Origin of the sequence: Stenotrophomonas sp. HMSC10F06 (assembly GCF_001807865.1) — a bacterium.
GTDB lineage: Bacteria > Pseudomonadota > Gammaproteobacteria > Xanthomonadales > Xanthomonadaceae > Stenotrophomonas > Stenotrophomonas bentonitica_A.
Genome location: NZ_KV791303.1, coordinates 16,478 through 29,406 on the forward strand (window position 1 = coordinate 16,478; position 12,929 = coordinate 29,406).

Here is a 12,929-nt window from a genome sequence, read left to right on the forward strand (position 1 = left end):
CGGGTGGGCTGGGCGGTGGCCATGCCCATCATGGCCGCACTGTGTGCGGCCAGCCGACCATGGGTCGGCTCTACCCGGCTTCGGGCCGGGGCAGCGGCTGGGCTAGAATCGGCGGTTCTTTCACCAGGGGCTGCTCAATGCGCTCGAACCTGCTTGCCTTCTCCGTCGTCGCCAGCCTTGGGCTGGTCCAGGTCGCCCATGCCGCTGAAGGCATGTGGGTGCCGCAGCAGCTGCCGGAAATCGCCGGCCCGCTCAAGCAGGCCGGCCTGAAGCTGTCCCCGGAGCAGATCTCCAACCTGACCGGCGACCCGATGGGCGCGGTCGTGGCATTGGGCGGCTGCACCGCCAGCTTCGTCTCCCCGCAGGGCCTGGTGGTCACCAACCACCACTGCGCCTACGGTGCGATCCAGCTGAATTCGACGGCCGAGAAGAACCTGATCAAGGACGGCTTCAACGCCCCGACCCTGAAGGACGAACTGAGCGCCGGCCCGAACGCCCGCGTGTTCGTGCTGGACCAGATCACCGACGTCACCGACCAGGCCAAGGCCGCCATCGCCGCCGCCGGCAAGAACCCGCTGGCCCGGACCCGCGCGCTGGAGGCCTTCGACAAGGCCCAGACGGCCGCCTGTGAAGCCGATGCCGGCTTCCGCTGCCGCCTGTACAGCTTCTCCGGCGGCAACACCTACCGCCTGTTCCGCAACATGGAAATCAAGGACGTGCGCCTGGTCTACGCGCCCCCGGGCAGCGTCGGCAAGTTCGGTGGCGACATCGACAACTGGATGTGGCCGCGCCACACCGGCGATTTCTCGTTCTACCGCGCCTACGTGGGCAAGGACGGCAAGCCGGCCGCCTTCTCGGCCGACAACGTGCCTTACCAGCCCAAGCACTTCCTGACGTTCGCCGACCAGCCGCTGGGCGCCGACGACTTCGTGATGGTGGCCGGCTACCCGGGGCGCACCAACCGCTACGCCCTGGCCGGCGAGTTCAATGAAACCGCCAGCTGGACCTACCCGACCATCGCGCGCCACTACAACGCGGTGCTGAAGATGATCGACGAGGCCGGCAAGGCCGACCCGGACGTCAAGGTGAAGTACGCCGCCACCGCGGCCAGCATGAACAACGTGGCCAAGAACTACGCGGGCCAGTTGGAAGGCTTCAAGCGCATCGACGCGGCCGGCCAGAAGCAGGCCGAAGAAGCCGCCGTGCTGGCCTGGCTGAAGAAGCGCGGTGCCGCCGGCAAGCCGGCCCTGGCCGCACATGCGCAGCTGATCCAGCACCTGGACACCAGCAAGGCCACGCGTGAGCGCGACCTGTTCGTCAGCCAGTTCAACAGCACCTCCGCAGTGGGCTCGGCGATCACCCTGTACCGCCTGTCGATCGAACGCAGCAAGGCCGATGCCGAGCGTGAGGTCGGCTACCAGGAACGTGACCTGCCCTCGATCGAAGGCGGCCTGAAGCAGATGGACCGCCGTTACGTGCCGCGCATGGACCAGCAGCTGCAGACCTACTGGCTGAGCCAGTACGTGGCCCTGCCGGCCGCGCAGCGCAGCAACGAGGTGCTCAACCAGTGGCTGGCCGGCAGCGACAAGGCCGCCGTGGATGGCCTGGTCGGCAAGCTCTCGGGCACCAAGCTGGGCAGCCTGGATGAGCGCCTGAAGTGGTTCAAGGCCGACCGTGCCGCCTTCGAAGCCAGCACCGACCCGGCGATCCAGTACGCGGTCGCGGTGATGCCGGCGCTGCTGCAGCAGGAAGAGCAGAAGAAGACCCGCGAAGGCGAGTCGCTGGTATCGCGCCCGCTGTACCTGCAGGCCGTGGCCGACTACAAGAAGAGCAAGGGCGAGTTCGTCTATCCGGACGCCAACCTGTCGCTGCGCATCACCTTCGGCAACGTCATGGGCTACGGCAAGGACGGCGTGAACTACACCCCGTTCACTACCCTGGAAGGCGTGGCGGCGAAGGAAACCGGCGAAGACCCGTTCGATTCGCCCAAGGCGCTGCTGGAAGCGGTCAAGGCCAAGCGCTATGGCGGCCTGGAAGACAAGCGCATCGGCTCGGTGCCGGTGAACTTCCTGTCCAACCTGGACATCACCGGTGGCAACTCCGGTTCGCCGGTGCTCGATGCCAACGGCAAGCTGGTCGGCCTCGCCTTCGACGGCAACTGGGAATCGGTGAGCTCCAACTGGGTGTTCGATCCGGTGATGACCCGCATGATTGCCGTGGACAGCCGTTACATGCAGTGGATCATGCAGGAAGTGGCGCCGGCGCCGCAGCTGCTGAAGGAACTGAACCTCAGCAAGTAAGCCGACACGTCGGTTTCGATGACCCCGCAGCGAAATCTGCGGGGTTTTTTTATGTGCGACGTACAGTCAAGCCCGCGGCGTCTTGTTTTCCCCCGTGGGGGCGCGCCGGCCTGGGCCGGGCAGGGTAGGCCAGCAAGCCAGCATGCCCGCACGCAACGAAGCGCAAAGCGCCGCACAGCTTCACCGCCGCGACCGGGTATGATCCCTGTTCGGTGTGGTTTCACAGGACGTGAACGAAACGCCGCAACCTCCTCCCCCCAAGGACCCCTTGTCCGCATGCGCATCCTGCTTGCCCGTCACGGCGAAACGCCGTGGAATGCCGAAGGCCGCTACCAAGGCCAGATCGATATCCCGTTGTCGCCGATCGGCGAAGCCCAGGCCAAGGCCTTGGGGGAACGCCTCAACTCGGTCGACATCACCCGCGCCGTCGCCTCACCGCTTGTGCGTGCCCAGCTGACCGCCCAGCTCGCCCTTGGCGCCGAGCGTGCCCCGATGCTGCTGACCGAGCCGGACCTGCAGGAAATCGCCCACGGCGAATGGGAGGGCCTGCTGGCCAGCGAAATCCACGAGAAGGATCCCTCCCGCCTGCGCGCCTGGCGCGAAGAGCCGGATACCGTGCTGATGCCCGGCGGCGAATCGCTGCGCCTGGTGCTCGAGCGCAGCTGGCGCGGCCTGGCCCGTGCCGCCGAAGGCCTCGGCGAGCATGACACCCTGCTGGTGGTCGCCCACGACGCCGTCAACCGCGTGATCCTGTGCCGCATCCTCGGCCTGCCGATCTCGCGGCTGTGGACCTTCCGCCAGGCACCGACCACCCTCAACCTGCTCGAAGGGCCCGACCTGGACCAACTGGAAGTGGTCCGCCTCAACGATTGTGCCCACCACACGCCGTTCTTCGGCGAAGCCAAGCACCGCGCGCTGTAACGCACTGCGTCCCATCCTGCCGTCCGCCCCAACGATTCCGATCCAACGACCATGACCACCACCGCCCGCCCGCAGACCCTCTCCGACTGGCTCGGCTACATCGAGCAGCAGCACTCCGCCACCATCGACATGGGGCTGGACCGGGTGCGTACCGTGGCGCAGGCGATGGGGCTGGGCGCACCGGCCGAGCGCAGCATCGTGGTCGGGGGCACCAACGGCAAGGGCTCCACGGTTGCCTTCATCGAGGCGATCGCCCGTGCGGCCGGCTGGAAGGTCGGCGCGTACACCTCCCCGCACCTGCTGCGCTACAACGAGCGTGTGCGCATCGATGGGCAAGACGCCAGCGATGACGAACTGATGGCCGCCTTCAACGCCATCGAAGACGCGCGCGGCGATACCACGCTCACCTATTTCGAGTACGGCACCCTGGCCGCGCTGCATCTGTTCGCACAGGCCGGGCTGGATCTGGCCGTGCTTGAAGTCGGCCTCGGCGGGCGCCTGGATGCGGTGAACATCGTCGATGGCGACGTGGCGGTGATCACCACCGTAGACATCGATCACAGCGATTGGCTGGGCGAGGACCGCGAAGCGATCGGCACCGAGAAGGCCGGCATCATCCGGGGCTGGAAGCCGGTCATCCTGGGCGAAATCGATCCGCCCTCGAGCGTGCTCGCGCGCGCCTACCTGCTCGGGGCCAATGCCATCCGCGGCGGCAGCGACTTCTTCGCCGAGGCCATCGATGGCGAACGCTGGCGCTGGCGTGATGTCGGCTTCCGGCTTGAACTGCCGCACCCGGCCCTGCGTGGCCCGATCCAGCGCGCCAATGCCGCCACCGCGATTGCCGCGCTGCGTGCCCTGGATCGCCCGCTGCCGCGCACCGCCTTCATCGAGGGCGTGGCGGCCGCGCGCATCCGTGGCCGCCTGCAATCCTTCGATCGTGATGGTGTGGAGGTGCTGGTCGATGTCGGCCACAACCCGCAGGCCGCCCGTGAGCTGGCGGCGGCGCTGAAGGCCAGTCCCGTCACCGGCAGCACCATCGCCGTGTTCGCTGCCCTGCAGGACAAGGATGCTGCCGGTGTGGTGGATGCCTTGGCCGATCAGGTCCAGCAGTGGCATCTGGCCGGCCTGGAGGGCGCGCGTGCGCAGAGTGCCGCGGAACTGCAGGCACGCCTGGCTGGTACGGCTGCGGCCGCCGCAACGCCGCACGCGACCGTCGTGGAGGCACTGCAGCATGCCGTGACGCAGGCCAACGCCGGCGACCGCGTGCTGGTGTTCGGCTCCTTCCATACCGCCGCACAGGCGCTGCAGACGCTCGACCCCGGCGCCTGAGGGCGCTTTGCGGTGCCGTTCAGCCGCATCAGCCGCCGCACACGCGCGCACCCGTATAATCGCCGTGGCATTCCGCCGCGCCGCCTGCCTGCCTTCACGTGGATACTCCTCTGAAACAGCGACTGATTGGTGCCATCGTCCTGGTGGCGTTGGCCGTGATTTTCCTGCCCATGCTGGTCAAGGGTCCCGCACCTGACAGTGGTGTCGCCAACGTGCCGATCAGCGCACCGGCCGCGCCATCGGACGGTCAGTTCGAAACCCGCGAGCTGCCGCTGGTCGCACCGACCGGTGGTGCCACCGGCCTGCAGAGCGGCGCATCGACCACCCAGCCGCTGGCCGACAGCGCTGCCGTCGCCGCCGATCCGGCCCCGGCCGATACCTCGCCGGCCGTCGCCGCCGGCAACTACGCCGTGAGCTTTGGCGCCTACGCCAGCGAAGCCGATGCCGACCGCGTCATCGCCTCGTTGAAGAGTGCCCAGCTGGCGGGCTTCCGCGAGCCGGCCACGATCAACGGTCGCCAGGCCTGGCGCGTGCGCGTGGGCCCCTACGCCGACCGCGCGCTGGCCGAAGCGGGCCGCCTGCAGGCGGTCAAGGTGCGCAACGATGTCAAGGCCGAGGTGATCACCCTCGATGCGCGCGCGGCCACCGCGGTTGCCGCGACCCCGGCCGCCACCGCACCGACTCCCTCGGCTGCACCGCCGGCCTCCAGCGCCGCCGCCGCGCCATCGGGCAACACGGTGAAAACCGAATCCCTGCCGGCCGAACCGGTCGCGGCCGCCAAGCCGGAACCGAAGCCGGCCGCGCCCAAGCCCGAACCCAAGCCGGCACCGGCACCCAAGCCCGAAGCTGCCGCTGCGGCGCCTGCTGCCCCGGCGGCCCCGGCGGCCAGCAGTGTCGGCTTCGCCGTGCAGCTGGGTGCCTTTGGCCAGGCCACCGAAGCCAACGCGCTGCGCGACAAAGTCCGCGCCGCCGGCTTCAGCGCCTTCGTGGAGCAGGTCCGCACCGACAAGGGCACCCTCAACCGGGTCCGCGTCGGGCCGGTCGCCAACCGCGCCGATGCCGAGAACCTCAAGGCCCAGGTCGCCGCCAAGGTCGGCGTGGCCGGCATGGTCCGCCCGCATCCCTGATGCCTGACCTGCGCCGCCCCGCAGCTGCTGGACGGCGCCTGCCGCGCGGCCTGACGGCATGATCGACATCGTCCTGCTGGTCCTGATCGGCGCCTCGGTCCTGCTGGGGCTGATGCGCGGCTTCGTCGGGATCGTGGTCGGCACGCTGTCCTGGCTGCTGGCCGGCTGGGCCGCATTCCTGTTCGGCAACGACGCGGCGCACTGGTGGGCCGCCCCCCTGGAACCGGGCACCGGCCACTATGTTGCCGGCTATCTGGGGGTGTTCCTGATCGTCATGATCGCGGTGGGCCTGATCGGCATGCTGATCAAGGCCGCCGTGAAGGTCACCTGCCTGACGGGCGCCGACCGCGTGCTGGGCGGCGCGCTGGGCCTGGTCCGGGGCGCCTTCCTGGGCTGCGTGCTGCTGATGCTGGCCGCCTTCACACCGTTGCCGCAGGAGCCGGCCTGGCAGACTTCGCAGGTGCGCCCGCTGCTGCAGCCGGGCGTGCGCTGGATGCAGGCGCAGCTGCCCGAGATGGCGTTGCCGGAGGTGAATCTGCCGCAACTGCCGACGATGGATTTGGGCAAGCCGCTCGCGACAGGCGATAATGGCGTCCTTGGCGAGGTAGTGGCAGGGCGCGGATGGCCGCGTCCCGTTGACGAGGGGAGGGAGACGGCACCTGCCGACGCTGCGGCGCGCGGGCCGGCTTCCACACTGCCAGTCAATATCGAGCCGGCGCACCCGCGTCCGGACGACACCGCTCCGGCACGGAACGGTACCCCCGGCCAGGCACGGCCACCTTCACTGTAGATGGGCGCAGCCCAGCGGAGAACTCGCACCATGTGTGGCATCGTCGGAATCGTCGGCAACCAGAACGTCGCCGGGCAGTTGTATGACGGCCTGACCGTCCTCCAGCATCGTGGCCAGGACGCGGCCGGCATCGCCACCGCCGATGGCACCCGCCTGCGCGTGCAGAAGGCCAATGGCCTGGTGCGTGATGTGTTCGATGCCAAGCGGATGTCCACGCTGGAAGGCCGCGTCGGCATCGCGCACGTGCGCTATCCCACCGCCGGTTCGGAAGGCATGGACGAGGCGCAGCCGTTCTACGTGAACTCGCCGTACGGCATCGCGCTGGCCCACAACGGCAACCTGATCAATACCGAAGCCCTGCGCCAGCAGGTGTTCGAGCAGGACCGCCGCAACGTCAACACCGATTCGGACAGCGAAGTGCTGCTGAACGTGTTCGCCTTCGAACTGGACGCGCAGCGCCAGCTGACCCCGGAAGCGGCGATCCGCGCCGTGGCCGCCGTGCACCGCCGGGTCAAGGGTGGCTATGCGGTGATCAGCGTGGTGCTGGGCCTGGGCCTGGTGGCCTTCCGCGATCCGCATGGCATCCGCCCGCTGGTACTGGGCAAGCGCGCCCACGCCGAAGGCGATGAATACATCGTGGCCTCCGAATCGGCCGCCCTGGACGTGCTCGGCTTCCAGCGCGTGCGCGACGTGCGCCCGGGTGAAGCGCTGGTCATCACCGCGCGCGGCGAGCTGTTCTCCGAAGTCTGCGCCGAGCCGGTCGAGCACAGCCCGTGTATCTTCGAGTACGTGTACTTCGCGCGCCCGGATTCGATGATCGACAACGTGTCGGTGCACAAGGCGCGCATGCGCATGGGCATCAAGCTGGGCGAGAAGATCCTGCGCCTGCGCCCGGACCACGACATCGACACCATCATCCCGATCCCGGATACCTCGCGCGATGCCGCGCTGGAGATCTCCAACACCCTCGGGGTGAAGTACCGCGAAGGCTTCATCAAGAACCGCTACATCGGCCGCACCTTCATCATGCCGGGCCAGGGCGAGCGCGTGAAGTCGGTGCGCCGCAAGCTCAACCCGATCCACCTGGAGTTCCGCAACCGCGTGGTGCTGCTGGTGGATGACTCGATCGTGCGCGGCACCACCAGCCAGCAGATCGTGCAGATGGCGCGCGACGCCGGTGCCCGCAAGGTCTACCTGGCCAGCGCCGCGCCGCCGGTGCGCTATCCGAACATCTACGGCATCGACATGCCGGCGGCCGAAGAACTGGTCGCGCACAATCGCAGCATCGAGGAAATCGAGAAGCACCTGGGCTGCGACTGGCTGATCTACCAGGACATCGAGGACATGGAAGCGGCGGTGAGCGAAGGCAATCCGGAGCTGAAGTCGTTCGATTCCTCGTGCTTCAACGGCGTCTACCCGACCGGGATCGAGCCGGGCTATTTCGAGCGCATCCAGCAGCTGCGTTCGGACGATGCCAAGCACAAGCGTCGCGCCTGAGGGCCGGGCATGAGTGATGTGTTGGACAGCGCGGCCGGCGATCTGCTGCAGGCCGCGCAGCAGTGCCTGGCCGAGCCGGATCCGCTGCGCAAGGTTGCCTTGACCCAGCACTATGCCGTGCAGTTCCGCGCCGGTCGCCTGAAGGCACCGGCCGATGCGCCGCCACCGGCGCCGATCCGGATGCCGGGGCGCCCGGCCAGGCCGACGCTGGTCCACCCGCGCGATCTGCCGCGGCGTGGCCTGGGCAGCGTGGAGGGGCGTGCCGCGTTCGTGCATGCCATCGCGCATATCGAACTCAATGCGATCGATCTGGCCTGGGATGCGGTGTACCGATTCCGCGGCCTGCCGACGTCGTTCCATGCCGACTGGGTCAGTGTGGCCGATGACGAATCGCGCCACTTCATGCTGCTGCACGATCGGCTGCAGGCCAATGGCTATGCGTACGGCGATTTCGACGCACACAACGGCCTGTGGGAAATGTGCGAGAAGACCGCGCACGACGGGCTGGCGCGCATGGCGCTGGTGCCGCGCGTGCTCGAAGCGCGCGGGCTGGATGTCACCCCGGGGATGATCGTGAAGCTGCGTGCCGGTGGCGACCATGCCACCGCCGATGTGCTGGAGATCATCCTGCGCGAAGAAGTGGCGCACGTGGCCGCCGGCTCGCGCTGGTACCGCTGGTACTGCACGCGTGAAAACGTCGAGCCGCGACCGCGGTTCATGGCGCTGCTGAAGGAATACGCCGGCGGCTATCTCTATGGCCCGTTCAATCTCGAAGCGCGCCTGCTGGCTGGCTTTGATGAGGAAGAACTGGCCGAGCTGATCGAACAGACCGAGCTGCGCGGTCAGGTGTTGGCCAGCACCACGCGCTGACCGCTCGCGGTCGGCCGGTTGACGTAGAACAGGCCTGGCCCGGGTCGATACGGCAACTCCCGGGTGCCTTCATCGGCGGCGTAGAGCAGCGCGGTATCGCCCAATGCATCGAAGTTCCAATGTGCTGACTGCATCAGGTAGCGCTGGCGCAGCAGCAGCTCCTGCGCGGCGTCCAGCGGCTGGCCGGCCAGCAGCCGCGCTGCGATCGGTTGCAGTTCCATCGGCAACGCCAGCGCAGGCAGCTGATCGGGCGAGGTCGTCCACGCCACGCCCGCCCCGGCGGCGCGCTGGTGCAGCAGCCGCAACGCGATGAACTGGTAGCGCGCATCGATCTCGCGGCGCAGGACGACCGCCGCGTACCCACGCAGGGTGAGTTGCGGCAGCACGCTGCGGCTGCCGGCGATGCGCTGCTGCTGCCACTGGTGCCAGACATCGACCCAGATCGCGTCATCGCCCAGGCCGAGCGTGCGCTGCCAGCGGCGGCAGGTTGCCTGCGCGGTGCGGTAGACCGTGCTCGCGCGCAGCAGTGCCAGCGGCGGCACCGCGCCTGGCGCCAGCCCGGTACCGCGCAGCAGCTGACCCTGGGGCCGGCTGAGCAGCTTGGGCCCTTCGATACGCTGGTCGTAGCCGCCGCCAATGTTGGCGTGCACGCCCGGCAGGGCGATCTCTTCGTGCTCGGGCGCCACGCTGGTGAGCGCGAAATGCTCGCGGTGTTCATCGCGGGCGACCAGCTGCACCACCTTGTCCGCACAGCCGGGGCGCAGCGCGAGCGCCGGCATCTCATCGCGGTGCTGGCGGCCGATCGCCACCACGGTATCGAGCAGCCCCACGAAGCGTACCGGCCGCGCGGTGGCGGGGAATGCCGGCGCCAGCGCCCAGCCCGAGCGCACCAGCTGTTCGCGCAGCCACGCGGCACCGGCGGGCGCATTGAGCACGTTCACCACGTCGCGTGCACTGGCCGCGCCACGCGAATAACCGAACAGATCCACCCGCACGCTGCCCAGGGTATGACCGGGCTGCGCGCGGGCCAGCTGGCGCAGCGCCTCCGGCAGCAGCTGCTCCAGCGCGCGCCGTCGTTTGGCGCGTACGCCGGTGCGTCCGATGCCGAACGCCAGCCCCATCAGGTCGTCTTCCTCGCCGGTACGCGTGCCCACGCCTTCGATGTAGATCGACAGCGCGAGGGTGCTTCCGGCCGGCGGCAGCTGCCGATGGTCCGGGTACAAGGCGTGCAGCCGCGCGATGTTGGTCAGGCCGTTGCTGTAACTGCTGGTCAAGCGGCTCTGGTACGGCGAGGCATCATCGGCGACCACCGCAGGCGGGCGCGGCGCAGGCGTGGTGGCACCGGGCGGGCGCGAGGCGCGCTGCAGGTTGTCGGCGTTGTTGCGGGTGCCGTCGAAGAACAGGCCGATGTGCAGCGACACCGTCGGCGCCGTCGTCGGTTGGGTAGCTGCCACCGCCATATCGTCCCTGTTCCCCGAGGATGCCCGGCTAAGGTAGCGCGGAAGCCCCGCGCCGGAACAGCACGGCAGGCAGGGCCGCTGCCGGCGTCAGCTCGCCAGCGAATCCAGGGTCCAGCCGTCCGGGGTGACGCGCAGCACCGAGCCCTGTTCGTACCAGTCGCCCAGCACGATACGCGTGCAATCGCGGCCCCCGGCCTGCAGCGCATGGATGGCGGGGCGGTGGGTATGGCCGTGGATCATGGTGTCCACGCCGTAGCGGCCGAAGGTGGCGTCCACTTCTGCCGGCGCGACATCGGTGACGGTCTCGAACTGGGCACGGTCCCCCTGCTTCATTTCCGACTGGCGCGCCTGGCTGGCATCGCGGGCCTTCTGCGCGAAGGCAATGCGCGCGGCCAGCGGCTGCGACAGGAACTGCGCCTGGAACACCGGGTCGCGGGTCTGTGCGCGGAACTGCTGGTAAGCGATGTCGTCGGTGCACAGCAGGTCGCCATGCTGCAGCAGTACCGGGCGGCCGTACAGATCGATCACACTCGGGTCGGGCAGGATCGTGAATCCCGCGCGGCGCGCATAGTCCTCGCCGACCAGGAAATCGCGGTTGCCTCGGATGAAGTACACCGGCACGCCGGCGTCGGCCACGGCATGCAGCGCGACCGCGACCGCATCGGCGGCCGGGGAGGGCGTGTCATCGCCGATCCAGGCTTCGAACAGATCGCCCAGGATGTACAGGGCATCGGCCTGCATCGCTTCATCGCGCAGGAACGCCAGGAACAGGTCGGTGATGGCTGGACGACTCGGGTCCAGGTGCAGATCGGAGATGAACAGCGTGGTCATGCCCGCATTGTAAAACGGGATCACGGGCGAGGCATCGCTGCAGGGTGAAGCGCCTGGCTGCGTCAACGCAGCACGGCCATGGCCGCTACAGCGGCAGCCACTGCAGGCTGGCCGCCGCCAGCAGGGCGGCAATCCCGGTCGCGGCCAGCACATCGCTGGGGTAATGCAGCCCCAGCACGACCCGCGACAGCCCGATCAGCATCGTAAAGGGCACCAGCACCGGGGCCAGCCACGGATAATAGGCCAGTGCCACGATCGTGAAGGACACCGCGTGCAGGGTGTGCCCGGACGGGAAACTGAACTCGTCCAGCGGCGCCACCCAAGCGCGGATGCGCAGGTCGGCGGCGTAGGGCCGCGGGCGTCGCGTCCAGCGTTTGAGGCCTTTGTACAGCAGCAGGGCCATCAAGCCGGTGGCGGCCATGTGCAGCGAGGCGCGCAGGCCGTCCAAGCCATCCAGCAGCACCAGCGCACCCATCAGTGCGTACCAGAAGGCGCCATCACCCAGGCGGCTGATCACCGCGAAGGCATGGCGGATCCGGCGGTGCCGGCAATAGTGGTTGGCGCGGCGGCACCAGCGCGTTTCGCGGCCACGCAGGGCGTCAAGCGGCGTGGTCGGCATGTGCCCTCCGGGCGTGGGCCAGTTCAGAGAGCAGCGCATCGAACTCGGCGACCACGTGCTGCGGATGCAGGCGCTTCATCGCCGTGGCGGCGTTACGGCCGAGCCGGTGGCGCAACGTATCGTCGCCGGCCAGCTGCACGGCGGCGGTCACAAACTCGCTGTCGTCACTTACGGCGATGCCGTTCTCATCGGTACGCAGGTATTCGCGGGCGGCGCCGTAGTCGAAGGCGACCGTGGCCAGTCCGCTGGCCATGGCTTCAAGGGTCACGTTGCCGAAGGTCTCGCTGCGGCTGGGGAACAGGAACAGATCGCCGCTGGCGAAATGCCGCGCCAGCGCGTCGCCGCGCTGCACGCCGCAGAAGATGAAGTCCGGGTTGTCGTGGGCCAGCCTGGCGCGCGCTGGGCCATCGCCGACGAAGATAAAGCGCGCCTTCGGGCGTACCTGCTGCAGGCGGCGGAACGCTTTGACCGCCAGCCCGAGATTTTTCTCCGGGGCGATGCGGCCGACATGGATCGCCGCGAATCCGTTGCCGTCGATGCCCCATTCCTCACGCAGCGCCGGGTCGCGCCGCTCGGGTTCGAACTGGCTGCTGTCCACCGCGCGCGCCAGCAGACGGACGCGGTCGAAGCCCTGCTCGCCGAGGAACTGCTGCAGCTCCTGGGTCGGCACCAGCGTCGCATCGGCCTGGTTGTGGAAGCGGCGCATCCAGCGCAGCGCGGCGGCCTGCAGCCAGGCCACGCCGTAGTCGGGCAGGTATTCGTCAAAGCGGGTATGGAAGCCGGTCGCGACCGGAATGCCGAGGCGTCGCGCGGTGCGCAGTGCCGACCAGCCCAGTGGGCCTTCCGTGGCGATGTAGATCGCGTCCGGCCGCTGCTGCTGCCACTGGCGGCTCAACCGGGCGGGCGCGGGCAGGCCGAAACGCAGGCCGGGGTAGCGCGGCAGGTTGGCGCCGGTGACCAGGACGGTGCCTTCGGCGTTGTCCACATCGGACGGTTGCCGGGGCCGGACCAGATCCACCTGGTGGCCGGCGGCACGCAGCCCCAGTTCCAGGCCCTGCACGGTCAGGGCGACGCCGTTGACTTCCGGGGGATAGGTTTCGGTGACGATGGCATAGCGCATGGCGGGCCTCCGGTATGCCACGCATGCTGGGGCCGGGCGATGTAGCCGACATGACCGCCGTATGA

The 12,929-nt window shown here is 68.9% G+C and carries 11 protein-coding genes; 7 read left to right on the top strand and 4 right to left on the bottom strand.

The genetic code is table 11. The features are described from left to right. Positions 1-137 precede the first annotated feature (137 nt). The 7 genes from HMPREF3113_RS15165 (at position 138) to HMPREF3113_RS15195 (ending at position 8,834) form a co-directional block, all read left to right on the top strand. Positions 138-2,300, top strand: a complete 2,163-nt coding sequence (locus HMPREF3113_RS15165) for a S46 family peptidase (RefSeq protein ID WP_070473743.1) — start codon at positions 138-140, stop codon at positions 2,298-2,300. 276 nt (positions 2,301-2,576) lie between these two features. Continuing rightward, on the top strand, positions 2,577-3,221 hold the full coding sequence (locus HMPREF3113_RS15170; protein WP_019185829.1) for a histidine phosphatase family protein: 645 nt from the start codon (positions 2,577-2,579) through the stop codon (positions 3,219-3,221). Positions 3,222-3,272: 51 nt separating this feature from the next. Then, positions 3,273-4,550 carry a bifunctional tetrahydrofolate synthase/dihydrofolate synthase gene (folC, locus tag HMPREF3113_RS15175; RefSeq protein ID WP_070473745.1) on the top strand — a complete coding sequence of 426 codons (1,278 nt, stop codon included), beginning with the start codon at positions 3,273-3,275 and terminating at the stop codon, positions 4,548-4,550. Between the two features lie 98 nt (positions 4,551-4,648). Beyond that, positions 4,649-5,677 carry an SPOR domain-containing protein gene (locus HMPREF3113_RS15180; RefSeq protein ID WP_019185827.1) on the top strand — a complete coding sequence of 343 codons (1,029 nt, stop codon included), beginning with the start codon at positions 4,649-4,651 and terminating at the stop codon, positions 5,675-5,677. 58 nt (positions 5,678-5,735) lie between these two features. Continuing rightward, positions 5,736-6,467 (top strand): CvpA family protein, encoded by a 732-nt coding sequence (locus HMPREF3113_RS15185; RefSeq protein WP_019185826.1) that lies wholly within the window; start codon positions 5,736-5,738, stop codon positions 6,465-6,467. 30 nt (positions 6,468-6,497) lie between these two features. Further along, on the top strand, positions 6,498-7,964 hold the full coding sequence (gene purF / locus HMPREF3113_RS15190) for an amidophosphoribosyltransferase (RefSeq protein WP_019185825.1): 1,467 nt from the start codon (positions 6,498-6,500) through the stop codon (positions 7,962-7,964). 9 nt (positions 7,965-7,973) lie between these two features. Further along, on the top strand, positions 7,974-8,834 hold the full coding sequence (locus tag HMPREF3113_RS15195; protein WP_046272391.1) for a ferritin-like domain-containing protein: 861 nt from the start codon (positions 7,974-7,976) through the stop codon (positions 8,832-8,834). Here the strand turns inward: HMPREF3113_RS15195 and HMPREF3113_RS15200 are convergent. The 4 genes from HMPREF3113_RS15200 to HMPREF3113_RS15215 form a co-directional block, all read right to left on the bottom strand. Beyond that, positions 8,807-10,294 (bottom strand): phospholipase effector Tle1 domain-containing protein, encoded by a 1,488-nt coding sequence (locus HMPREF3113_RS15200; protein ID WP_070473747.1) that lies wholly within the window; start codon positions 10,292-10,294, stop codon positions 8,807-8,809. The genes HMPREF3113_RS15195 and HMPREF3113_RS15200 overlap by 28 nt on opposite strands. Positions 10,295-10,381: 87 nt before the next feature. After that, positions 10,382-11,125 carry a UDP-2,3-diacylglucosamine diphosphatase gene (gene lpxH, locus HMPREF3113_RS15205; protein WP_046272389.1) on the bottom strand — a complete coding sequence of 248 codons (744 nt, stop codon included), beginning with the start codon at positions 11,123-11,125 and terminating at the stop codon, positions 10,382-10,384. 85 nt (positions 11,126-11,210) lie between these two features. Further along, the gene (locus tag HMPREF3113_RS15210) at positions 11,211-11,744 is read right to left on the bottom strand and encodes a phosphatase PAP2 family protein (RefSeq protein WP_019185821.1); all 534 of its coding nucleotides are present in this window, start codon (positions 11,742-11,744) and stop codon (positions 11,211-11,213) included. Then, entirely contained in the window at positions 11,725-12,864 is a 1,140-nt protein-coding gene (locus tag HMPREF3113_RS15215) for a glycosyltransferase family 4 protein (RefSeq protein ID WP_019185820.1), read from the bottom strand. The genes HMPREF3113_RS15210 and HMPREF3113_RS15215 overlap by 20 nt, the downstream gene beginning before the upstream one ends. Between the last annotated feature and the right edge of the window lie 65 nt (positions 12,865-12,929).

Coding starts and splice junctions, on each gene's coding strand:
- HMPREF3113_RS15165 (WP_070473743.1), top strand. CDS start 138: ATGCGCTCGAACCTGCTTGCCTTCTCCGTCGTCGCCAGCCTTGGGCTG.
- HMPREF3113_RS15170 (WP_019185829.1), top strand. CDS start 2,577: ATGCGCATCCTGCTTGCCCGTCACGGCGAAACGCCGTGGAATGCCGAA.
- folC (WP_070473745.1), top strand. CDS start 3,273: ATGACCACCACCGCCCGCCCGCAGACCCTCTCCGACTGGCTCGGCTAC.
- HMPREF3113_RS15185 (WP_019185826.1), top strand. CDS start 5,736: ATGATCGACATCGTCCTGCTGGTCCTGATCGGCGCCTCGGTCCTGCTG.
- purF (WP_019185825.1), top strand. CDS start 6,498: ATGTGTGGCATCGTCGGAATCGTCGGCAACCAGAACGTCGCCGGGCAG.
- HMPREF3113_RS15195 (WP_046272391.1), top strand. CDS start 7,974: ATGAGTGATGTGTTGGACAGCGCGGCCGGCGATCTGCTGCAGGCCGCG.
- HMPREF3113_RS15200 (WP_070473747.1), bottom strand. CDS start 10,294: ATGGCGGTGGCAGCTACCCAACCGACGACGGCGCCGACGGTGTCGCTG.
- lpxH (WP_046272389.1), bottom strand. CDS start 11,125: ATGACCACGCTGTTCATCTCCGATCTGCACCTGGACCCGAGTCGTCCA.
- HMPREF3113_RS15210 (WP_019185821.1), bottom strand. CDS start 11,744: ATGCCGACCACGCCGCTTGACGCCCTGCGTGGCCGCGAAACGCGCTGG.
- HMPREF3113_RS15215 (WP_019185820.1), bottom strand. CDS start 12,864: ATGCGCTATGCCATCGTCACCGAAACCTATCCCCCGGAAGTCAACGGC.